We start from the raw sequence: 21,100 nt of genomic DNA on the forward strand, positions 1-21,100 counted from the left end.
TTGCGGTGGGTGGGCTGCGGGGGGTTCGGGCGGGCCTGGTCGACTACCGGGTGGCCTGGGACGAGCAGCGGCGGCTGCACGCGGCGGTGCTCGCCGGCGAGGAACCGGACAGCGTGCTGCTGCTGGAGCATCCGAATGTCTACACCGCCGGCAAGCGGACCGAGCCGTGGGACCGGCCCACCGATGGCACTCCGGTCATCGACGTGGACCGGGGCGGCCGGATCACCTGGCACGGGCCGGGGCAGCTGGTCGGCTACCCGATCATCCGGCTCCCGCTGCCGGCGGACGGCCAACCGCCCGACGTGGTGGCCTTCGTCCGGCGCACCGAGCAGCTCCTCATCGACGTCTGCGCCGAGCTGGGGCTGGCCACCACCCGGATCACCGGTGACAACCGCAGCGGGGTGTGGGTGCCCGCCGACGAGCGGGGGCCGGACCGCAAGGTGGGCGCGATCGGCATCCGGGTCGCCCGGGGCGTGACGCAGCACGGTTTCGCGATCAACTGCGACCCCGACCTGACCGCGTACGACCGGATCGTCCCGTGCGGGCTGCGCGACGCCGGGGTGACCTCGCTCACCGCGGAGCTGGGCCGGCGGGTCACCGTCGCCGAGGTGCTGCCGATCGTGGAGCGGCACCTGGGCACCCTGCTGGGGTGAGCGGACTCACGTGGTCCGATACGTGAGTCCGGTCGCCCACGGTTCAACCGGCCCTCGGCTGCGCGTAGTCTCGGCCTTGTGACGATCGTGCACTCCGGGCAATCCGCCACCGGCGACGACGCCGGTGCGGCCGTCCTGACCGACCCACCGCGCCGACCGGCCACCCCGGTCGCGCCCGAAGGGCGGCGGCTGCTGCGGGTCGAGGCCCGCAACTCCGAGACCCCGATCGAGCGGAAACCTCCGTGGATCAAGGTCAAGGCGAAGATGGGGCCGGAATACACCCAACTGCGCGGCCTGGTGGCCCGGGAGGGCCTGCACACGGTCTGCCAGGAGGCCGGCTGTCCCAACATCTACGAGTGTTGGGAGGACCGGGAGGCGACCTTCCTCATCGGCGGTGACCAGTGCACCCGCCGGTGCGACTTCTGCCAGATCGACACCGGCAAGCCGGCCGAGTTCGACGCCGACGAGCCGCGCCGGGTCGCCGAGTCGGTGGTGGCGATGGGGCTGCGGTACGCGACCGTGACCGGGGTGGCCCGCGACGACCTGCCCGACGGCGGCGCCTGGCTGTACGCCGAGACGGTCCGCCAGATCCACGCCCTCACCCAGCGGGCCGGGACCGGCGAGCGGGTCGGTGAGCTGCCCGGCTGCGGCGTCGAGCTGCTGATCCCGGACTTCAACGGCGACCCCGGCCAGCTCTCCGAGGTGTTCGGGTCGCGCCCGGAGGTGCTGGCCCACAACGTGGAGACCGTGCCCCGGATCTTCAAGCGGATCCGGCCGGCGTTCCGGTACGACCGCTCGCTCGACGTGCTGACCCAGGCCCGGGCCGCCGGGCTGGTCACCAAGTCCAACCTGATCCTCGGCCTCGGCGAGGAGCGCGACGAGATCAGCCAGGCGCTGCGCGACCTGCACGCCGCCGGCTGCGAGCTGATCACCATCACCCAGTACCTGCGCCCCTCCCCCCGGCATCACCCGGTGCAACGGTGGGTCAAGCCGGAGGAGTTCGTGGAGCTGGCCGCCGAGGCGGAACAGATCGGTTTCGCGGGTGTGCTCAGCGGTCCGCTGGTGCGGTCGTCGTACCGCGCTGGTCGGCTCTACGAGCAGGCCATCGAGGCTCGCGGGCTGGCTACCGCCGGCCGCTGACCGGCAAACCGGCCGGACGGCTGATCATCATCAACGCGTACCACTGGTTGCCAACCGGGCGTCGATGATGATGAATAGAACCATGACACCACCACCACCGCACACCGTGATCATCGGCGCCGGTCCCGCCGGTCTCACCGCCGCCTACGAGTTGACCAAACGCCAGGCCACCGCCGAGGTGTTCGAGGCCGACGACATCGTGGGCGGCATCAGCCGCACCGTCGAGCGGGACGGGTTCCGGTTCGACATCGGCGGGCACCGGTTCTTCACCAAGGTGCCGCAGGTCGAGGCCCTCTGGCACGAGATCCTGCCGGACGAGGACTTCCTGCTCCGCCCCCGGATGAGCCGGATCAGCTACGCCGGGAAACTCTTCGACTACCCGCTGCGGGCCGGCAACGCGCTACGCAACATGGGGCTGGTGGAGGCGGTGCGCTGCGTCGGCTCGTACCTGTGGGCGCAGGTCCGGCCGCCGAAGGACCAGAGCCACCTGGAGGGCTGGGTGACCGCCCGGTTCGGCCGGCGGCTCTACACGATGTTCTTCAAGACCTACAACGAGAAGATCTGGGGCATGCCGGCCACCGAGCTGCAGGCCGACTGGGCGGCCCAGCGGATCAAGAACCTGTCGCTGGCCAACGCCGTTATCAACGCGCTGATGCCGCGCCGCAACCGCAAGGACATCACCAGCCTGATCGAGGAGTTCCAGTACCCCAAGTACGGCCCCGGCATGATGTGGGAACGCTGCGCCGAGCACGTCCGCTCGGCCGGCGGCACGGTGACCCTCAACACCTGGGCGACCACCGTGCACCGCACCGACGAGCGGGCGGTGGCCGTCACGGTCGCCGACGCTCAGGGCAGCCGCCGGGTCGCCGCCGACCACGTCGTCTCCACCATGCCGATCTCCCAGCTCGTGCTGGCGATGGACCCGCCGGCACCGGCGGAGGTCCAGGCCGCCGCCCGCGCGCTGCGCTACCGGGACTTCCTCACCGTGGCACTCGTGGTGCCCGCCGACGCCGGCTTCCCGGACAACTGGATCTACGTGCACACCCCGGGGGTACGGGTCGGCCGGATCCAGAACTTCGGCTCCTGGTCGCCGTACCTGGTCCAGGACGGCTTCACCTGCCTCGGGATGGAGTATTTCGTCTTCGAGGGCGACGAGCTGTGGAACTCCACCGACGCGGACCTGGTCGCGCTCGGCACCGCCGAGCTCGAACGACTCGGGCTGGTCACCCCGGGATCGGTGACCGCCGGCCACGTGGTCCGGATGCCGAAGGCCTACCCCGTCTACGACGAGGGGTACGAGCGGTCCGTCGACACCATCCGGCAGTGGTTGGCGCGGGCGGTGCCGAACGTGCACCCGGTCGGCCGCAACGGCATGCACCGCTACAACAACCAGGACCACTCGATGCTCACCGCGATGCTCACCGTGGAGAACATCCTCGACGGCGCCGACCACGACGTGTGGCAGGTGAACGTCGAGGAGGAGTACCACGAGGAGAAGCGCCCCGGCGACCACGGCACCGGCCGCGCCGCCCCGATCGTGCCCCGCCGACCCGCCGCCGCCTCGCAGGTCCGCGAAGCGGGCTCAGCCGTCCAGCAGACCCAGGCGTCTGGCCACCGCCGCCGCCTCGACCCGGTTCCCGACGCCGAGCTTGGCGATGATCCGGGTGACGTGCACGCTGGCCGTCTTCGGGGAGATGTAGAGCCGGTCGGCGATCCGGCTGTTGCTGTACCCCTCGGCGACCAGGGCCAGCACCTCCCGCTCCCGCGCGGTGAGCAGCTCGCCGTTCGCCCCGTCCCGCCGCACGCCGCGTAGCCCGATCCGGCGGGCCAGGGTGGCGGCCTGCTCGACGAGCGGGGTCGCGCCCAGCCCGGCCGCCACCGCGGTCGCCTCGTCGACCGCGGTGCCGGCGGCCGGCCGGTCGCCGGCCGCCGCGCTGGCCTCGGCGAGCCCGAGCAGCGCCCGCGCCAGCGGGTACGGCTGGCCGTCGGCCCGCCAGGCTGTCACCGCGGCCCGCCAGTGCGGCAGCGCCTCGGCCGGGTCGGCCAGCAACGCCGTCACCACCTGGGCGTGCGCCTTCGCGGCCGGGTGACGGGCCGGCAGGGTGGCGGCCACCGACCGGATCCGGTCACGCAACGGCTGCTCGCCGGCGGCCACGGCGGCCCGGGCGGCAGCGGCCAGCAGCGGCCAGCCGCACCGCGGATTCTCGTCGAGGCCGTCGGCGGCGGCCCCCGGCGCGGCCGGCACCTCGCCGTCGGTGTCGACCGCGCCGGCCCGCACGTCCAGAGCCGCGTACGCGGCGGCCACCGCCCCGGCCAGGTCGTCGCCGGCCAGCCCCGCCTCGATCCGCAGCTCGTGCAGCGGGACCCGCAGCTGCCCGTCCAGGTAGGGCCGGCCGAGGAAGCCCAGTGCCCGCCGGACCAGCTCGGCGGCGCCCGGGTGGCCCCGGGCCAGCCGGAGCGCGGCGCGCAGTTGCAGCCAGTGCAGGCCGAGGCTGCCGGGCAGGTCCAGCCGGGCCGCCTCGGCGCAGAGCGTGTCGGCCTCGTCCCAGCGGCCGAGCGCCATCAGCGCCTCGGCCTGGTTGGAGAAGAGAAACGCGCCGGTGGACCGGCTCAGGCCCACCCGCATCGCGTCGGCGGCGCCGTCGGCGGCGGCCTGCGCGCTCTCGGCGTACCGGCCCAGTTCGAAGAGCGCGTCGGAGATGCTGACCCGGGCGCTGACCAGGCTCGGCAGGTCGTCGGCGGCGCGGGCCAACTGCTCGGCCCGGCGCAGCTCGGCCAGGCCTTCGGTGACCTCCACCCGGCAGCTGCGGATCTTGCCGCGCAGCAGCGTCGCGGCGAGCAGCGTTTCCGGGTCGCCGAGCCGCTCGGCGGCGGCCAGCGCCTCGTCGGCGATCCGCAACCCCTCGGCCGGCTCGGACCAGGACAGGCAGGAGCCGATCTGGGCGAGCAACTGGACCCGGCGGGGGCCGTCCGGGACGCCGGCCGCGAGCCGGTACGCCCGCCGCAGCTCGTCCAGCCCGGAGTTCTTGCCGAGCAGCCGCATCAGCCGGCCCCGCTGCTCCAGCAGCTCGGCCGTCCGCAGCGGTTCGGCGTCGGCGTCCACCTCGGCCAGCGCCGCCCGGGTCAGCGTGACGGCCCGGTGGTAGTCGCCGGCGGCGTGCGCGGCGGCCAGCGTCTCCGCCAACAGTCCCAGGTGGTCCAGGCCCAGCCGGGCGGCCGCGTCCGGCACCTGTTCCCACAGTTCCAGCGCCCGTTCCAGCAGCCGGCTCTGCTCCGCGTACGCGAACCTGGCGCCGGCCGCCGCGGCGGCGGCCCGGGCGGCGACCAGCGCGCGCGGGTAGTCGTGGGCGGCGTACCAGTGGTGGGCCAGTTCGGCGGGTGCCCGGCCGGCGGCGACCAGCTGCGGCTGCGCCTCGATGGCGACCGCGTAGCGGGCGTGCAGCCGGGCGTGCTCGCCGGGCAGCAGGTCGTCGTGCACCGCCTCGCGGACCAGGGCGTGCCGGAACTCGTACCCGCCGTCCGGGTCGGCGATCACCAGCTGGGCGGCGACGGCCGCCCGCAGCGCCTCCTCCAGCTCCACCGGTGGCACCTCGGCGACCTCGGCGAGCAGGTCGTGGGCGATCCGGGTGCCGCCGGCACCGGCGATCCGCAGCACCCGCTGGGCGGCGTCGGGCAGCCGGTCGACCCGGGCCAGCAGCAGGTCCCGCAGCGTGTCGGGCAGCGCCGCGCAGCCGACCGGGTCGCTGGCCGCGGCGAGCTCCTCCACGAAGAACGGGTTGCCCTGGGTCCGGTCGTGGATGCTGTCGACGGCGCGTGGGTGGGGTTCGGCGCCGATCAGGTCGGCCAGGATCTCGGCGGTGCCCTCCCGGTCGAGCCGGTTCAGCTCGACGCGTTCCAGGCCGCGGGCGCGGTCCAGCTCGGCGAGGAACGGCCGCAGCGGGTGGCCGCGGTGCAGTTCGTCCGAGCGGTAGCTGCAGATCAGCAGCACGCCGGCCGGCCGGACCGCGCGGACCAGGAAGGCGACCAGGTCCCGGGTGGACCGGTCGGCCCAGTGCAGGTCCTCGATGACAAGCACCAGGGGGCGCTGCGCGGCGAGCCGGGCGAAGAGCTCCCCGACCAGCTCGAACAGGTAGCCGCGCTGCACGTCGGGGGCGATCTGGGCCATCCCCCGCACCGGTACGGGTGTCGGGTCGGCCGAGGCGGCGGGGACCCGGGCCAGCTCGGGCAGCAGCCGGGCGAGTTCGGGCTCGTACCCCTGGAAGGGGCCCGGGCCGTCGCGGCGCAGCACCTCGCGCAGCGCGGCGGCGAACGGCGCGAACGGCAGGCCCTCCTCGCCCAGTTCGAGGCACTGGCCGACGAGCAGCCGGCCGCCGTCGGCGACCACCTGCCGGCCGAACTCCTCGATCAGGCGGGACTTGCCGACCCCGGCCTCACCGCCGAGCAGCACGGCCGCCGGCTCGTCGCCGCGGACCCGCTTGTACGCCTCCCGCAACGCGGCCAGTTCGCTCTGCCGGCCGACGAGGACGTTGCTGGTCGCCCGAACGGTCACGAGATCGAGCATGCCACGGTCCGCGGTGGCGTCGGTACCGCGTTTCGCGGCGGTGGGTGACCCCCCGAGCGGCCACCCACCGCCGCGCTCGACCGGCGTCGTCACGACAGCGCGGCCGCGCTCCGGCCGGGGCCGCCGGCGGGCCGCCGGCGCGGCCAGAGCCGTGGCCAGCGGCGGCCGGCGCGGCGCGGGACGGACCGGGACAGCCGGTCGGCGGCGGCCCGCGCCCGCAGTTCGTCGACGTGCGTACGCTGGATGGAGAGCATGGTCTGGGCGTCCTGGATGAGCATCGGTGGCTCCCTCGTCGTCGGTTCTCGCTGGCAGAACCGACTCTGCTCGGGAAGGCCCCCGACCCGGGATGGGCAGGCTGCCTATCTTCGCCGTCGGCACCCTCCTTACCGGAGCCCTGGCGAGGGCCGGCGGGCCGTAAGGTCCTTAGCCGGGGTTGGGCGGCGACCACTAGACTTCGGCGCATGGCAAAGCCCCAGGAGAAGGTGTCGTTCGGCCAGCGGCTGAAGCAGATCGGGATGGTCTTCTCGTTCACCGCCAAACGCGACAAGTGGTTTGTGCCGCTCGCCGCCGGTGCCGTCCTCATCCCGCTCGCGCTGACCGTGGTGGCGGTGCTGGCCTGGGGTTGGCTGTGGCTGCCGATCGGCATCCTGCTCGCCCTGCTCGGCCTGCTGATCGTGCTGAACCTGCGGTCGAACAAGGCGATGATGAACGCCGCCGAGGGTCAGCCGGGCGCGGCCGCCTCGATCCTGGAGAACATGCGGGGTGACTGGCGGGTGACCCCGGCGGTCAGCTCCACCACCCAGATGGACATGGTCCACCTGGTGATCGGCCGGGCCGGCGTGATCCTGCTCGCCGAGGGCAATCCGCAGCGGGTGCGGGGCCTGCTCGGCCAGGAGAAGCGCCGGCTGGCGAAGGTGATCGGCAGCGCCCCGCTGCACGACTTCCTGATCGGCCAGGGTGAGGGCGAGCTGCCCATCCGCAAGATGCGGATGACGTTGATGCGGCTGCCCCGGGCGCTGAGCGGCAAGGACGTCAACGCGCTGGACAAGCGGCTCAAGGCGTTGTCGGCCCGGCCGCAGATGCCCAAGGGCGCGATCCCGAAGAACCTGCGACCGAACAAGGCGACCTTCCGCCAGGGCCGCCGCTGACCGACCGGGCCGCTGCGGATCGTGATCCGAACCGGACCGCGATCCGTCCAGACGGCGGCGGATGCGCTAGGTGCAGGGGCGGACCGGGGCCGGGCGGCGCGGTTCGAGCCGGTCGGCGGCGCGCCGCAGCAGACCGGCCGCGGACCGGCGCAGCGCTGCGGTGTCGCGGGACCGGCGCGGTGGATCGGGGCGGACGGGCGCGTCGGGTCGGGCCGACAGCACGTGCCGCAGGGTGGCATCCATCGCGAGGTTGAAGCCGAGCGGATCCATGATCATTTCCTTCCGTCGAGTCCGTCGAGTGCGGCGGGGGCCGGGCCGGTGGAGGCCCGGACGACCAGTTCGGTGGGGAGCAGCACCTGCCGGGCGGTCGGGTCGGCCGGCGGGTCGAGCAGGAGTTCACCGGCCCGGACGCCCTTCTCCACGGCCGGTTGCCGGATCGTGGTGAGGCCGGCCGCGGCGGCCTCGGGGATGTCGTCGAAGCCGGTCACCGAGATGTCCCGGCCGGGTCGCAGGCCACGGGCCAGGACCGCGTCGAGCGCACCGAGGGCGAGCAGGTCGGTCACGGCGAGGATGGCGGTCGGCCGGTCGGCCCGGTCGAGGGCGTACGAGGCGGCCAGCGCGCCGTGTTCGCGGCTGTTCGCCGCCGCGTGCACCGTGATCATGTCGGACCAGGCAACGCCCACCTCGGCGAGCGCGTCGCGGAAGCCGCCGGCCCGGGCGCGGGTGACGTCGTACCCGATCTCCTCCGGACCGGCCAGGGTGACCGGTCCGTCGGCTCGGCCGGGCAGCAGGAAGTCGGAGATCACCGCGACCCGGCGGTGGCCGAGGGTGGCCACGTGCCCGGCCGCCCGGCGGGCGGCGGCCTGCTCGTCGATGCCGACGAACATGGCCTCCGGCCCGACCGCGCTCGGCTGCTCGGCGATCACCATCGGCAGCCCACGCGACCGGATCGCGGCCAACGCGCCGTGTGATCCGGGTACGCAGTAGACGCAGAATCCGTCCACCACGGCGTTGCGGACCGTCCCCACCGCCGCCTGCTCGTCCTCGTCGGGAATCGGCACCAGCAGCAGGCCGGTGCCGTGCCGCTGCGCGGACTCGGCCAGCCCGCGCAGGAACTGCACCGCGTACGGGTCGGTGAAGGCGTAGGGCAGGTCGGCGGTGAAGAGCACGCCGATGGCGCCGGCCCGGCCGCTGCGCAGCGAGCGGGCCGCCGGGTCGGGGCCGGAGTAGCCGAGCCGCCGGGCCGCCTCGTGGATCCGCTCGCGCAGCGCCGGGGAGAGCTGGTCGGGACGGCTGTACGCGTTGGAGACCGTGCTCCGCGAGACGCCGACCGCGTCGGCGACGGTCTGCAGAGTCGGTTTCGTCGGCACGGTGTTCCCCTCGCTCCTGTATCGATCCAGAGGTGCCCTGGATCGATACAGTAGTCGCTGGATCGATCCAGAACAAGGGAGTTGGCGAGGGTATTCTGAATCGATCCAGCGGCCCCCGGTGTTGGCAGGCTCGGCTCCGGCGCCGCCGCGCGGCGCTCAGGCGGCGCTGGGCTCGGGGCTCAGGCGCTGGGCCGGCTGGCTACCACGATCACCGACCCGGCCGCGCGGTCGTGCAGGCCCCGCCGCCGGTCGTCCATGATCAGGGCCGGCACGACCAGGCTGAGCAGCAGGCCGCGCAGCAGCGCCCGGAGCACCCCGATCCGCCCGCCGTCGGGATGTCCCACGCAGGCCAGGCCGGTCAGCCGCATCCCCGGCGTCTGGCCGAACAGGCCGATGAAGAAGCCGTAGGCCAGGATCAACACCAGCACCGGCGCCCAGCCGTCGCGGAGCGGGTCGCTGAAGAGCATCGCGACGAAGAGGCAGAGCACCCAGTCGATCATCAGCGCGCCGAACCGGCGCGCGAGGCTCGGCGGGTCCGGGTTCGCGTACTCTTTCGCCACGACACGTGAGGGTATCGGTCGATCGCAGACGCCCCGCACCGACGTCATCCGCGTGGTCGCGGCGAGACCCGATCACGCTCCGCCAATGACGTAACACGGCGGAAACATCAGAGATACGCTCGGGCAACCCCGTGGCCATAGCGTCGCCACCAGCCCAGCCACCGTGGACGTGCCCAGGAGGATGTGTGTTCGCCAATCCCGAGGAACTCCTGCGATACCTCAGCGACGAGGACGTCAAGTTCGTCGATGTTCGATTTTGTGACCTGCCCGGCGTGATGCAGCACTTCAACCTGCCGGTCGAGTCATTCGACGACAGTGTCTTCACCGACGGTCTCGCCTTCGACGGATCCTCGATCCGTGGCTTCCAGGCGATCCACGAGTCGGACATGCTGCTGCTTCCCGACGTCGCCACCGCCTTCATCGACCCGTTCCGGACCGAGAAGACGCTGGCCCTCAACTTCTTCATCCACGACCCGTTCACCCGCGAGGCGTACTCGCGGGACCCGCGCAACGTCGCCAAGAAGGCCGAGGCCTACCTCGCCGCCAGTGGCATCGCCGACACCGCGTACTTCGGGCCCGAGGCGGAGTTCTACATCTTCGACTCGATCCGGCACGAGACGTCGGCGCACCAGGCGTACTACTACATCGACTCGATCGAGGGCGCCTGGAACACCGGCCGCGAGGAGGAGGGCGGCAACCGCGGCTACAAGACCGCCTACAAGGGCGGCTACTTCCCGGTGCCGCCGGTCGACCACTACGCCGACCTGCGCGACCAGATCGTCCGCAAGATGATCGACACCGGCTTCACCGTCGAGCGTTCACACCACGAGGTCGGCACCGCCGGCCAGGCCGAGATCAACTACAAGTTCTCGACCCTGTTGCACGCCGGCGACCAGCTCCAGCTCTTCAAGTACATCGTGAAGAACACCGCCTGGGCGGCCGGCAAGACCGCGACCTTCATGCCCAAGCCGCTCTTCGGCGACAACGGCTCCGGCATGCACACCCACCAGAGCCTCTGGCTCAACGGTGAGCCGCTCTTCTACGACGAGACCGGCTACGCGGGGCTGTCCGACACCGCCCGCTGGTACATCGGCGGCCTGCTGCACCACGCCCCGTCGCTGCTGGCCTTCACCAACCCGACCGTCAACTCGTACCGCCGGCTGGTGCCGGGCTACGAGGCCCCGGTCAACCTGGTCTACTCGCAGCGCAACCGCTCGGCCTGCACCCGCATCCCGGTCACCGGCAGCAACGCCAAGGCCAAGCGGGTCGAGTTCCGGGTGCCGGACCCGTCGGCCAACGTCTACCTCGCCTTCTCGGCGATGATGATGGCCGGCCTGGACGGCATCAAGAGCAAGATCGAGCCGCCGACCCCGATCGACAAGGACCTCTACGACCTGCCGCCGGAGGAGTGGAGCTCGGTCAAGCAGGTGCCGGGCACCCTGCCGGAGGTGCTGGACTCGCTGGAGGCCGACCACGACTTCCTGCTGGAGGGCGGCGTCTTCACGCCGGACCTGATCAGCACCTGGGTGGAGTGGAAGCGCACCAACGAGGTCGACCCGATCCGCCTGCGCCCCACCCCGCACGAGTTCGAGATGTACTACAACGTGTAGAGCACGGCTGCGTTCATCGGCGAGCCGCCGACCGCCCCACCAGGGCGCGGTCGGCGGCTCGCCGCTTTCCGTGGCCGCGGAGCCGTGGCCGGGTCACCAGGGCACACTGCCCCAGTGGCCCTGGTTGGCTGGGCCACGCCGCAGGCAGTGGCCGTGCCGGACCTGCCAGCGCCGCAGCGCCGTCCGGAGCCGATCCGCCTCGCCCCGGGCCGCCCCGAGCAGCCGGTGGAGCTCGTCACGCTCGGCGGCAAGAGCATGCAACACCTCGTCGCCGGGCTCTGCCGGCCAGCCTGCCGGCTCGGGGTGGTCAGCCGGCTCCGGAAGGTCAGCCGGCTCGGGACGGTCAGCCATCGCAGTACCGTTCCCGAGTGGTCGGCTCGGCCCGCAGCCGGGCCGGGCCGAGCGCCGAGGCCAGCTCGACCGCCTCCGACCGGAAGTCGGCCCGGTCCCGGCGGCGCAGCGGTTCGTCGCCGAGCAGGTCCACCACCAGCAGCGTCTGCACCAGGGTCAGCCGGACGGTACCGGCGGCCGGGGCGGGCGCGGCGCCGAGCGCGGCCCGCAGCAGCCCACCGCCGACCTCCGCCGGCACATCTCCGGTCCCGCCGTCGTAGCGGGCGTGCAGCCGGGCGGCGAGCCGCCGAACCGTCGCCGCGTCCCGGCCGGGGGCCAGCCGCCGGTCCACGGCGACGACAAGCGCGGCGGCCAGGGCGTCGGCGTAGTAGCCGAGCACCCCGGCCCGGCGGTAACGCTCGACGCGGGCGGCGTACCGGATGGGGTTTCCGCTGGTGAGGGTGAGCAGGGTCCGCAGGCTGTGGTGGAGGAAGCCGGCGTCGGTGGTCGGCGGCAGGCGGCTCGCGGATCCGATGCCGAGGACCGTCCGCCAGGCCGCGCGGCGCACCGCCGGCACCCGCAGGTGCGCCGGTACCGGCGGATCGTGCGGCCGGCGCCCAGCCGCACCGACCAGCCGACCCGCCAGTTTCGCGCCCACCCCGACGCAGTCGGGCGGATGCCAGCTCGCCTGCGCCAACGCTACGGCCCGCGCGGTCCGCCCCGCCCGCACGTCCAACCCCGAAACCACATTCGTGTACGCGGACAGCGCCGCGCAGCCCTGCTGCATCCTGGCGGTCAGCTCGTCGAGCGCCCCGGCCCCGCCCCGCAGCCGGGTCGGCGCCCCGGTCGGCGCCCCGGTGGTCGCGGTGTCGAGGCGGTGCCGGAGCTGGATGAGGTTGGCGGCGCTGGCGCGTACCCCATCGGTGGCCCGGACCAGCGCGGTGAGCACGTCGTCGATGGCGCCCGGCGGGCCGTCCGGCCCTCGCCGCAGCTCGGCCACCCCACCGCTCAGCCAGCGCTGGGTCCGCTCGGCCAGCTCCAGCGCGGCCGTCCAGTGCCGCAGCGCCCGCGCCGGCAGCGGATTCTTCGACCCGTCCGTCACCGCCCGCGCCCGCTCCAGATTCAGCACCAACCGCGCGTACGCCTGCCGCACCTCGTCCACGCCCCGTTCCAGGGAACGAACCGCGTCGGTCCGGTCTCCCTCGTCGCAGTCGTCCCCGATCAATGTCATCCGAACCGCCTCACGATCGCCCTCCCTTGCCGAACAGCATCCCTCTACACGTGTACGGGTGTCAACGTTAACCGGGTACACCTTGCAGTACGTACATGTTTACCCGGTTCACGTTCATAGCCTTGGCACATGGACCTGGTCGCGTTGGCGGAGATCCAAGAGATGCTGGGTGGCGTCTCGCGCACCCGCGCCACCGAGGTCACGAACTACAAGACCTTCCCGGCGCCGCTTGCCGTGGTCGCCTCCGGTCGGGTCCGGGTCTGGAAGCGCGCCGAGGTAGCCGCCTGGATCAGGGAGCACCGCCCGCATCAACGCGGCGACTCCGCCGAGACATAGCGCTCCCACCGTGCCGCGACCAGCGAGGCGAATTCGCCCGGGTCGCGTCTCGGGCACCCACTACAGGACGACGATCTTGGTCCGCGAGCGCCCTGGACCGAGGACGGTGACCACCCCGCTTTCGTCCGCCAGGTCCCGCACCGCAGCCGCCAGCCGCAGCGCCCGGCAGATCGCAGCCGTCTTGCCCACTCCGGGAGCGAGCACCGTCAGGGCCCGCCCGGCAGACTCGGTCAGATTCACCGTCACCCGAGCCAGGGCCGACGTCACCACGACCGACTGCCACGATTCCACAGGCACCTCCTGGCCGAAGGGGGTGCGGCGGCCGAGACCCCTTGTCAGCCGACCGCCGCACCCGTGCAGCGGACGCGGCGCCCGGCGGGAGCGGACCACGCGCGACGTCCGGACATGACAGTGGCATCACCTTCGGCACCCGTACATGTGCAGGTAGTGACAGATCGTCATCGTGAACTGCCAGAAGTGACCCAGCCTGGGGCATCTCCCCTGGTCAGGCGACGTCGAGGAAGTCCGCCAGCTCACGCAGTTCCGGCGAGACGGCACGGGCGCGACGATGCAACAGGCGACCCGTCAACGTCCTGGCATACCGCTGGTGCCGTAGCCAGCCCGATGCGGACTCTCGCAGACTCAGCAGAATCGCGAGTGCCTCGTCGGCGCGGCGGCGCTCCAGGGCGGCGGCGACGACATCCAGTTGGAACCGCTGGTAGGTGACGGCCGGTCGGGCGCCGGATGGCACCAAACGGGCGGTCTGGAGGGCTCGTCCGGCGTCCCCGGTCACCATCGCCAGCTCGACGTCCCGCATGGCCACGACGGCGGGGGTGAAGGACGTCCAGTGGGCGACCTGCGGCGAGACGTAACCGGCGGCGACGTGCCCAGCCGCGCGGGCTCTCCGCAGCGCGTCGGTCGCCACATCTATCCGGTTGTTCCGGGTCGCTGCGGCTGCGGCGCCCAGGTTCAGCCATCCCCAGACCGCCACCTGATCCTGACCAGACCTCGTCATGCTCGGCTCGATCGCCTCGGCGGTGGCCTGCGGTGACACCCGACCGAAATTTCCGGGAATCTCCGAAAGTCATTGACACGGTCGCGGACTCAACCGAATACTGTGACTCATCCCCAGACATCGACCCTTGTCGCTGGGTTGGCTTTCCGGCTTCCACATTGGTCGGCCACCGAGGCAGGAGTGCAGATGACCGAGATTTCCGTCAGGCCGCTGCGCCAGTGGGGTGGCCGAGGGCGGCTGCTGCTCGGTGGCGCCTGCGCCGTCGTGCTGGCCGTGACCGCGGTGACCGTGGCCGGAACCGCCCACGCCGAAGAGGACCGGACCGTCACCGCCAACGAGCAGGGCAGGCACAACGGATACTTCTACTCGTACTGGAAGGACACCGGCAACGTCACGATGACGCTGGGCGCCGCCGGTAACTACCGGGTCCAGTGGACCAACGGCACCAACAACACGATCGTGGGCAAGGGCTGGAACCCCGGCGCCCGCCGCGTGATCGCCTACTCCGGCACCTGGCGCAGCAACGGAAACGGCTGGCTGGCACTGTACGGCTGGACCCGCAACCCGCTGATCGAGTACTACGTGGTCGAGACGTTCGGAACCCTGATTCCCACCGCCGGCGCCAGCCGGCTCGGGACGATCCAGAGCGACGGCGGCACCTACGACATCTACCGCACTCTGCGGGTGAACCAGCCGTCGATCGACGGCATCGCGACCTTTTACCAGTACTGGAGCGTCCGGCGGCAGAAGCGCGTCGGCGGCACAATCACCGTCGGCAACCACTTCGACGCGTGGGGGCAGTCCGGTCTGCAACTGGGCACGCACCACTACCAGATCCTGGCCACCGAGGCCTACCAGAGCAGCGGCAATTCCACCATCACCGTGAGCGAGGTCTTGGGCCCACAGCCGAGCGCCAGCACTTCCGGACCGGAGCCGTCGACTCCGGCGCCGAGCACGGCGGAGACTATCGGGTGACCAAACCCTCAACGGCACCCCTACGGCTAACACCGGGGCGAAACGCAGGGCTATTCGGGCTGCAAGGGGCTCCGCGCCAGTAGCGCCGAGGACTCGACCCTTCTGTTCCGCGCCCGCGGCGAAATCGAGTCGAGCCTGGCAGCCAGCGGCTACCTCGTCCGTGACCTGCGGGAGGCGCCGGACCGTCGGGTAGCGAGTTCGTGTTCATCGCCCAGCGTTGCTGAAGAACCGACAACAGTCCGAGCGCGACAGAATCGGAGGATCAATGTTGCGGTCGATCCTCGTCCCGCCTGCGTGCCGGTTCGCCGGCGAGTAGGGCGAAGACGGCCAGTAGGCCGCCGATGGCGATATTCACCGTGATGACGAAGCCCCGTTCCCATCCGCCCGGGGCAAGCCCGACCCCGATCGCCACCGTCGCCACGGCGGCCACCGCCATCCCGATACGCGCGACGCGCTGCACGTTCGACCGGGCCGGTGGGCGCTGGCCATCGGTCAGGTCGGGCCGCAGCACCGACCAGACGACGATCAGCGCGCCGGTCGCGCCTGCTGCGCCCGTGATGAGCATCGGTACGCCCAGCGCCTGGGCGCCGACGCCAATCCCGTTGACGCCGGTCCAGGCCATCAGGCCGAAGACCACGACCGCCACGCCGTGCAGAGCGGCGCTACGGTGGGCCCGGCGCCGGTCCGCGCCGGCCAGTCTCTCAGGAGTGGGAGCCATGACGGTCCTCCGTGACGAGTTCCGGTCATCGTCGCACCCGCGGCGCCTCGGGCGATAGAGACCACTACCAAGGCTCCCCACGACAGTGACGAAACGCCCAGTTGACCAGATCGCGCGGTCCGAGACTGGCGTAGGCGCCGAATTTGCGGTGGAGCGGTCGAGGCCCGATCGGTAAGGATCGAGGCGTGTCCGTTCCCGCCCGTCAGATCCGTGCCCGCTACTCGACCGACACGATCACCGTGTACCAGGCGTACCCGCCGCAGATCGCGCTCCCGGCGGTGGCGGCCGGCCGCTTCGTGGCCCCCTTCAAGAGGGAACGGATGACCTGGATCAAGCCGTCCTTCCTGTGGATGACGTACCGCTGCGGTTGGGCCACCAAGCCCGGGCAGGAGCACGTCCTGGCCATCGACATCACCCGGCAGGGCTTCGAGTGGGCCTTGTCCCGAGCCTGACCGATCGCTGCAGGTCGGGTTGTCCGGCGAGGCTGTCGACCGGTACGTCGACGACTGGACAGTCGCGGTCACGGACATCACTCCCACCGTCGCGCGCATCCGGGATCTCCTCCGCGTCAACGACGAACACACGGCAGCAGCCCACCTACCCGTCGAGCATGTCTACCCACTACCGGCGCACGTCAACATCCGCCTCGACGCCAGCGACCAGCTCGCTCACGAGCGGGTAGAGCCTTTCCCAGCAATGCGCCTGCGACAGGTACGCAGCGGCCCGGCGCAGGACCTCGTTCTCCGGCCCGAGCACCGCAGCATCCTTCCAGGCCACCCACCGGGCAAGCCATCCCAGATGTCACCTATCGGTGCAGCAGGCCCTCTGCGCCGCCCGGCACCTTCTCCCGGCGGTGGCCAGCACGACGGCACCGGCCAGGACAGCCCGTCCATCGCCGACGGACTTTCGTGGGCGTGACTTCGGGCCCAGCTGCGACGGGCCTTGGTTCTCCGTGCGGATGTCGAACGGCGGTCCGCAGTCGTACCGCGGTATTGCCTCCTTCCCGAGGATGGCACCGTGGTACGACGAGACAGGGCGGAATCGGGCCTAGTGTTCGGGTTATGACGAACCTGATAGTCCAAGGCCATGTCTGACGAACAGCGCCGTATCGAGGTCGCCCTGCTGGTGCGGGCGGACTACGCACCGGTCGACGTCATCGGGATGCATGCGGTGATGGCAAGCATGCCTGGGGTGAATGCTTCGCCGACTGCCCAGCAGACCTGGGCCGGTCCACAGCGGTACGGTCGGTCGGCTGCCGGCACGAGACGCATACCCTGTGCTGGCGAGCCGAGGCGTTGGGCCCGCGAGTCGGCGCACAAGACGACGGAAGAACCACGTACGTGCGCAGAACACGAGTGACAGTTTTCGGCCGGAGTGGCGGAAGTCGAACGCACCGCTGATCGCGGGCAGCGGTGCGGCGCCCGTCACGATACGTGCGGCCCACTCCGCGGGTTCTTCGGTTGCCCCGCTCATGGTCCGTCTCAACGCGGCGGATCAGGTTGGCGACGCGACCTCCTGGTCGGCGGAGTCATCGTGTTTCCCGTCGCCGGAGCAATCTCCGGGAGATGCCATCACGCCCACCGTTTCCGCCTCGCGACGCCCTGTACGTGCCGGCGGATCTGAGGAGACGCCGTGTTACTCGTGCGTGACGAGGTCCTTCGCGCTCGTCACATGAGCCTTATGGAGTCCCATCTGCGCACCGTCAGAGCCGTCCACGCCGGTACGGACGATCTGAGCGCGCTGCAGGCGCGGAAGCTGCTCGACACGCTCGCTGTCGCGGCTCACTCGAGGCTCCATGCCGAGTCGTTGCGGGCCTGGCGCGACGACCGTACGCTCGCCGAGGCCCGTGCGCTGCCAGCTGATGTGGTGCTCACCAAGCTGTTGTCCAGCGTGCCGTTGCTCGACCGTGGAGAGCTGCGCGCCCGGTCTCGTGACGCGTTCACCCGACAGATGGCCGGTTTCCTGCACTATTACGAATCCTCGGGTACGACCGGCGACCCGGTGGCCGCGCCGAAGGCCGTCGACGACCTGGTTGTCAACACGATGAACATCGGCGAGATGTGGGGCCGGATTCTCGACCCGTCGGACGCGGCGCTGATCCTGATCAATGGTCCTTTCGCTCCTGCCGGTTACCAGTTCGAAAAGGTCCTGGAATATCTCGGGGTCCTGTCGATGCGGCTGTGGGTCGACAACGTCACCGGCGACTACACCCGAGTGCTCCGGCTGGCCGCGGACCTGCCCGCCAATGTGTACGTGGGTACGGCCTCGCGCCTGCTGGAGCTGGTGCACTTCGCGGTCCGCAACGGCACGCCGCCGCCGCGCTTCGACCGGCTGCTGCTGATGGCCGAGCAGACCGGCGACCACCTGCTACGGCACCTGGAACAGCTGACCGGAGCGACCGCGTACGTCGCCTCCTACGGCTCATCCGAGACCGGTACCACGGCGGTGACCTGCGAGCGCGGACGCCTGCATCTGCAGTTGCAGAGTTACCTGCTGGAACTGTACGACGAACGGGGTACCCGGCTGGTGGACGGGGGGCCGGACAGCGGCGAACTGGTCGTCACCACCCTGGATCTGCCGGCCCGGCCGCTGGTGCGCTACCGGACCGGTGACCTGGTCCAGACGACAGGCGAACCCTGCCCCTGCGGTCTCGCGCTGCCGGTGATGCGTACGCTCGGCCGGCGACAGGACGTGATCATGTTCGGCGGCGTCAGCACCCGGCAGGAGGACTTCGAGGCCGAACTGTGGTCCGGCGTCGGCGGAGGACCGATCGTCCTCGACTACATGCTGGTCGTCCGCGGCCACGAGGTGGTCTGCCTGGTGACCACCGACCGGCCACCGAGTGCCCCGTGGATCGCGGCCACGACCGATCGTCTCGGCTCGTCCTTCGCGGGGCGGCGCTTCGGGATCGGCGTCGTGGACGCGCTCCCACCACTGGCATCGATGGGTTCCTACGTCGGCTGGAAGCTGTCGCGCGTACTGGACCTGGACGACGCCCGGACGTGGCGCGGGCTTCCGGCGCCGGTCGAAGCGGCGCTACGACAAACCCTCCAGCAGGTGGCGGCGTCCACCGGTCTGCGCCCGGCCCACCCCGGCGGCGCGCTCACCGAACCGGAAAGGACTCAACCTCCTGACCCTTCGAGATTGAGGATCACCGTCGATGGAATCTGACCGGAGCCCGATGTCCGAGGCGGACAAGGCCCAATTCGTGCTGGGTGTCTACTTCCGTACGCAGGCCGCGATCGAACGGTTCATGGGGGTGGACGGCCTGCCACAGTGGACCGAGCATGTCGCGAGTATCAACGCCGAAGCCGCCCGCCGGCGGGTGCCCGACGCCGCCGGTCAGGCTCGCGATCTGCTGACCGGCCTGGAGTCCATGCTCGAGGTCTACGGTTCGGACACCAGCCGTACGGAGACACCCGACCGATCCCGGCTCACCGTGCGCCGCTGTGGCATCTATGACTACCGGGAGCGAGCCCAGCAGCAGGGCGTACAGCTGACTCTCAAGCGACCCTGCGAGTTCTGTGTCGACCTGCATCACCGGACCGCCAACCACCTCGCTGTCACGGTCGAGCACGAGCTCGGCGAGCGCAGCTGCGAGTGGGTCTCCCACGTGCCGTCCGGCGATCCGGAGGGGCCGGCATCGTGACGCAGAGCGACACGCTTCCCCTGCCGTACCGGCGCGATGCCGGCTGCCCGTTCAGTCCCGACCCGGAGATGAGCCGGCTGCGCGCGCAGGAACCGATCACCCGGATAACCATCAACGGCGGGCACGTGGTGTGGCTGGTCACCCGGTTCGACGACGGCCGGGAGATCCTCGGCGACCGCCGGTTCAGCAGCGCGCTCACCCCGCTGGGGATCGTCCTGCCTGAGCCGGGCAACCGTACGCTCGCCGAGGAGTTGCAGGACCAGCAGCCTGGCACGTTCATCGAATGTGACCCACCGGAACACACCCGGCTGCGTCAGTTGGTCACCGGGGAGTTCAGTGCGCAACGGATGGCGCAACTTCGGCCCCGGGTCGAGGCCATCGTCGAGCACCACCTCGATGCGATGGCCGCCGTCGGATCGCCGGTCGACCTGGTCAAGGAGTTCGCGCTGCCGGTGCCGTCGACGGTGATCTGCGAGATGCTGGGCGTACCGCAGGACTTCGACTTCGCCGGCTACACCCGGATCATGACCGACGTGATGTCCAGCCTGGAGACGCTGATCCCGGCCCGGAACGCGCTACGTGCCGGAATGCGCGAACTCGTCGAGCACAACAGGAAGCAGCCCGGCGACAACGTGCTGGGTCGGATCATCCAGGAGCACGGGGCCTCCGTCACCGATCAGGAGCTGGTCGGTGTCGGCAACCTGCTGCTGGTCGCCGGGCACGAGACGACCGCGAACATGCTCGGCATCGGTACCCTCGCACTGTTGCGCCATCCCGAACAACTGGCGTTGCTGCGCGACGATCCGCACATTGTCGAGCGCGCGGTCGACGAACTCGTCCGGTACGTATCGATTCCCAACCATGGAGAGATCAGGACCGCCACCGCCGATGTGACGGTCAACGGAACCCTGATCAGAGAGGGCGAGCAGGTGCTGGTGGCGATCCCCTCCGCCAACCGGGATGAATCGAGGTTCCCGGACCCCGATCGGCTCGACTTCAACCGGGAACCTCGTACCCACCTGGCCTACGGCCACGGCGTGCACTATTGCGTCGGTGTCCCGCTGGCCCGCCTGGAGATGCACCTGGCGTTTCCGGCCCTGCTGCGCAGGTTCCCGGAGTTACGACTGGCTGTCCCGTTCGAGGACGTGTCGTATCGGCGATCCAATGTCACGTATGGCGTCCATTCGTTGCCGGTTGCCTGGTAACGCAGAATCTCTTCACCGTTGCCCGGAGGCGATGAATGCCGAACATCACCGCAGTGCTGGCCCGGGTCGTGGTACCCGACCTCGACGCGGCCATTCCCTTGTACCAGGCCCTTTCGGGTGCGACGGAGGTGCAGCGGTTCACCTTTGCCGACGTGGAACTGGCCAGCATCGGCCCGTTCCTGCTGCTGTCCGGTCCGCACGCGGTACGGTACAACAATCGGGTGGCCACGTTGCTGGTGAACGACCTGGGCCCGGTGATCCGCGACATCACCGAGGCCGGCGGCGACATCCTGGACGGACCCAACCCCGCCCCGAACGGCGTCCGGCTGATCGCGAGGAACCCCGACGGCGCAGTATTCGAATACATCGAGACCAGGTGAACGAGGTTCGACCCCGGCAGAGCCGTGAGCGCCAGGGGTCCATCACTTCAGGCGCGCCATGATCGCGAAGGGCTTGGTGACCGCGAACAACCGGAACTCTCCGGGATCATGGAAGTCAGTCGGTCGAGGGCGTGTTCGGAGGGGGTGGTGTTGAGGACCCAGGCGAGCGGCATCGTGGCTCGCGCCCGGTAGTGGGTGCCGTCGAGCCGGTGCATGGTC

At 71.0% G+C, this 21,100-nt stretch carries 21 protein-coding genes and 2 pseudogenes; 12 read left to right on the forward strand and 11 right to left on the reverse strand.

Annotation, left to right across the window (positions count from 1 at the left end; translation table 11 throughout):
* Positions 1-5 precede the first annotated feature (5 nt).
* The 3 genes and pseudogenes from lipB to O7627_RS23740 all read left to right on the forward strand — a co-directional run.
* Complete coding sequence (lipB, locus tag O7627_RS23730; RefSeq protein ID WP_278098410.1) at positions 6-653, forward strand: lipoyl(octanoyl) transferase LipB; 648 nt, start codon at positions 6-8, stop codon at positions 651-653.
* Between the two features lie 135 nt (positions 654-788).
* Positions 789-1,793 carry a lipoyl synthase gene (locus O7627_RS23735; protein ID WP_278098411.1) on the forward strand — a complete coding sequence of 335 codons (1,005 nt, stop codon included), beginning with the start codon at positions 789-791 and terminating at the stop codon, positions 1,791-1,793.
* Positions 1,794-1,875: 82 nt separating this feature from the next.
* Positions 1,876-3,333 (forward strand): annotated as a pseudogene (locus O7627_RS23740) (NAD(P)/FAD-dependent oxidoreductase); the annotation flags it as partial.
* Between the two features lie 42 nt (positions 3,334-3,375).
* On the opposite strand, the gene O7627_RS23745 reads toward O7627_RS23740, so the two are convergent.
* Together O7627_RS23745 and O7627_RS23750 are read right to left on the reverse strand one after the other, a co-directional pair.
* The gene (locus tag O7627_RS23745) at positions 3,376-6,342 is read right to left on the reverse strand and encodes a helix-turn-helix transcriptional regulator (protein ID WP_278095689.1); all 2,967 of its coding nucleotides are present in this window, start codon (positions 6,340-6,342) and stop codon (positions 3,376-3,378) included.
* A gap of 101 nt (positions 6,343-6,443) precedes the next feature.
* On the reverse strand, positions 6,444-6,632 hold the full coding sequence (locus O7627_RS23750) for a hypothetical protein (RefSeq protein WP_278095690.1): 189 nt from the start codon (positions 6,630-6,632) through the stop codon (positions 6,444-6,446).
* Between the two features lie 183 nt (positions 6,633-6,815).
* Here O7627_RS23750 and O7627_RS23755 point away from each other — a divergent pair, with 183 nt between their 5' ends.
* On the forward strand, positions 6,816-7,502 hold the full coding sequence (locus O7627_RS23755; RefSeq protein ID WP_278095691.1) for a DUF4191 domain-containing protein: 687 nt from the start codon (positions 6,816-6,818) through the stop codon (positions 7,500-7,502).
* Positions 7,503-7,568: 66 nt separating this feature from the next.
* On the opposite strand, the gene O7627_RS23760 is transcribed toward O7627_RS23755, so the two are convergent.
* The 3 genes from O7627_RS23760 to O7627_RS23770 form a co-directional block, all read right to left on the reverse strand.
* A complete protein-coding gene (locus O7627_RS23760) occupies positions 7,569-7,772 on the reverse strand; it encodes a hypothetical protein (RefSeq protein WP_278095692.1) in 204 nt (67 codons plus the stop codon).
* A 2-nt stretch (positions 7,773-7,774) separates the two neighbouring features.
* Entirely contained in the window at positions 7,775-8,872 is a 1,098-nt protein-coding gene (locus tag O7627_RS23765; protein ID WP_278095693.1) for a LacI family DNA-binding transcriptional regulator, read from the reverse strand.
* 179 nt (positions 8,873-9,051) lie between these two features.
* Complete coding sequence (locus O7627_RS23770) at positions 9,052-9,432, reverse strand: RDD family protein (RefSeq protein ID WP_278095694.1); 381 nt, start codon at positions 9,430-9,432, stop codon at positions 9,052-9,054.
* A gap of 185 nt (positions 9,433-9,617) precedes the next feature.
* On the opposite strand from O7627_RS23770, the gene glnA reads away from it, so the two are divergent.
* Positions 9,618-11,042: a type I glutamate--ammonia ligase gene (gene glnA / locus O7627_RS23775; protein ID WP_278095695.1), complete on the forward strand. Its 1,425-nt coding sequence runs from the start codon at positions 9,618-9,620 to the stop codon at positions 11,040-11,042.
* A gap of 93 nt (positions 11,043-11,135) precedes the next feature.
* Here the strand turns inward: glnA and O7627_RS23780 are convergent, their stop codons facing one another.
* Both O7627_RS23780 and O7627_RS23785 read right to left on the reverse strand, forming a co-directional pair.
* Positions 11,136-11,393, reverse strand: coding sequence for a hypothetical protein (locus O7627_RS23780; RefSeq protein WP_278095696.1), 258 nt, complete (start codon positions 11,391-11,393; stop codon positions 11,136-11,138).
* Positions 11,386-12,603, reverse strand: a complete 1,218-nt coding sequence (locus O7627_RS23785) for a hypothetical protein (protein ID WP_278095697.1) — start codon at positions 12,601-12,603, stop codon at positions 11,386-11,388. The genes O7627_RS23780 and O7627_RS23785 overlap by 8 nt, the downstream gene beginning before the upstream one ends.
* Positions 12,604-12,732: 129 nt before the next feature.
* Here O7627_RS23785 and O7627_RS23790 point away from each other — a divergent pair, with 129 nt between their 5' ends.
* Positions 12,733-12,939, forward strand: coding sequence for a hypothetical protein (locus O7627_RS23790; RefSeq protein ID WP_278095698.1), 207 nt, complete (start codon positions 12,733-12,735; stop codon positions 12,937-12,939).
* Positions 12,940-12,999: 60 nt separating this feature from the next.
* Here the strand turns inward: O7627_RS23790 and O7627_RS23795 are convergent, their stop codons facing one another.
* Together O7627_RS23795 and O7627_RS23800 are read right to left on the reverse strand one after the other, a co-directional pair.
* The gene (locus O7627_RS23795) at positions 13,000-13,230 is read right to left on the reverse strand and encodes a hypothetical protein (protein WP_278095699.1); all 231 of its coding nucleotides are present in this window, start codon (positions 13,228-13,230) and stop codon (positions 13,000-13,002) included.
* A 214-nt stretch (positions 13,231-13,444) separates the two neighbouring features.
* A complete protein-coding gene (locus O7627_RS23800) occupies positions 13,445-13,993 on the reverse strand; it encodes a hypothetical protein (RefSeq protein WP_278095700.1) in 549 nt (182 codons plus the stop codon).
* 147 nt (positions 13,994-14,140) lie between these two features.
* Between O7627_RS23800 and O7627_RS23805 the strand changes: the two genes are divergently transcribed.
* Positions 14,141-14,929 (forward strand): glycoside hydrolase family 11 protein, encoded by a 789-nt coding sequence (locus O7627_RS23805; RefSeq protein ID WP_347404669.1) that lies wholly within the window; start codon positions 14,141-14,143, stop codon positions 14,927-14,929.
* A gap of 262 nt (positions 14,930-15,191) precedes the next feature.
* Here the strand turns inward: O7627_RS23805 and O7627_RS23810 are convergent, their stop codons facing one another.
* Positions 15,192-15,566 carry a hypothetical protein gene (locus O7627_RS23810; protein ID WP_278095701.1) on the reverse strand — a complete coding sequence of 125 codons (375 nt, stop codon included), beginning with the start codon at positions 15,564-15,566 and terminating at the stop codon, positions 15,192-15,194.
* 266 nt (positions 15,567-15,832) lie between these two features.
* Here O7627_RS23810 and O7627_RS23815 point away from each other — a divergent pair.
* Positions 15,833-16,304, forward strand: a pseudogene (locus O7627_RS23815) (DUF4291 domain-containing protein); the annotation flags it as partial.
* Here the strand turns inward: O7627_RS23815 and O7627_RS23820 are convergent.
* On the reverse strand, positions 16,269-16,403 hold the full coding sequence (locus tag O7627_RS23820; protein WP_278098570.1) for a hypothetical protein: 135 nt from the start codon (positions 16,401-16,403) through the stop codon (positions 16,269-16,271). The pseudogene O7627_RS23815 and the gene O7627_RS23820 overlap by 36 nt on opposite strands.
* 924 nt (positions 16,404-17,327) lie before the next feature.
* Here O7627_RS23820 and O7627_RS23825 point away from each other — a divergent pair.
* Genes O7627_RS23825 through O7627_RS23840 form a run of 4 tightly spaced genes read left to right on the forward strand, consistent with a single transcriptional unit; the run spans position 17,328 to position 20,881 of the window.
* Positions 17,328-18,818: a hypothetical protein gene (locus O7627_RS23825; RefSeq protein ID WP_278095702.1), complete on the forward strand. Its 1,491-nt coding sequence runs from the start codon at positions 17,328-17,330 to the stop codon at positions 18,816-18,818.
* A gap of 10 nt (positions 18,819-18,828) precedes the next feature.
* Positions 18,829-19,296: a hypothetical protein gene (locus O7627_RS23830; RefSeq protein WP_278095703.1), complete on the forward strand. Its 468-nt coding sequence runs from the start codon at positions 18,829-18,831 to the stop codon at positions 19,294-19,296.
* Positions 19,293-20,501, forward strand: a complete 1,209-nt coding sequence (locus tag O7627_RS23835; RefSeq protein WP_278095704.1) for a cytochrome P450 — start codon at positions 19,293-19,295, stop codon at positions 20,499-20,501. The genes O7627_RS23830 and O7627_RS23835 overlap by 4 nt, the downstream gene beginning before the upstream one ends.
* 35 nt (positions 20,502-20,536) lie before the next feature.
* The gene (locus tag O7627_RS23840) at positions 20,537-20,881 is read left to right on the forward strand and encodes a hypothetical protein (protein ID WP_278095705.1); all 345 of its coding nucleotides are present in this window, start codon (positions 20,537-20,539) and stop codon (positions 20,879-20,881) included.
* Positions 20,882-21,100: the final 219 nt, after the last annotated feature.

It is taken from the genome of Solwaraspora sp. WMMD1047 (assembly GCF_029626155.1).
Taxonomy (GTDB): domain Bacteria; phylum Actinomycetota; class Actinomycetes; order Mycobacteriales; family Micromonosporaceae; genus WMMD1047.

What these genes read in the sequence shown, in the direction of transcription:
- O7627_RS23750 (WP_278095690.1), bottom strand. Translation starts at nt 6,632, where the DNA reads ATGCTCATCCAGGACGCCCAGACCATGCTCTCCATCCAGCGTACGCAC.
- O7627_RS23755 (WP_278095691.1), top strand. Translation starts at nt 6,816, where the DNA reads ATGGCAAAGCCCCAGGAGAAGGTGTCGTTCGGCCAGCGGCTGAAGCAG.
- O7627_RS23760 (WP_278095692.1), bottom strand. Translation starts at nt 7,772, where the DNA reads ATGGATCCGCTCGGCTTCAACCTCGCGATGGATGCCACCCTGCGGCAC.
- O7627_RS23780 (WP_278095696.1), bottom strand. Translation starts at nt 11,393, where the DNA reads ATGGCTGACCGTCCCGAGCCGGCTGACCTTCCGGAGCCGGCTGACCAC.
- O7627_RS23785 (WP_278095697.1), bottom strand. Translation starts at nt 12,603, where the DNA reads ATGACATTGATCGGGGACGACTGCGACGAGGGAGACCGGACCGACGCG.
- O7627_RS23790 (WP_278095698.1), top strand. Translation starts at nt 12,733, where the DNA reads ATGGACCTGGTCGCGTTGGCGGAGATCCAAGAGATGCTGGGTGGCGTC.
- O7627_RS23805 (WP_347404669.1), top strand. Translation starts at nt 14,141, where the DNA reads ATGACCGAGATTTCCGTCAGGCCGCTGCGCCAGTGGGGTGGCCGAGGG.
- O7627_RS23825 (WP_278095702.1), top strand. Translation starts at nt 17,328, where the DNA reads ATGGAGTCCCATCTGCGCACCGTCAGAGCCGTCCACGCCGGTACGGAC.
- O7627_RS23830 (WP_278095703.1), top strand. Translation starts at nt 18,829, where the DNA reads ATGTCCGAGGCGGACAAGGCCCAATTCGTGCTGGGTGTCTACTTCCGT.
- O7627_RS23840 (WP_278095705.1), top strand. Translation starts at nt 20,537, where the DNA reads ATGCCGAACATCACCGCAGTGCTGGCCCGGGTCGTGGTACCCGACCTC.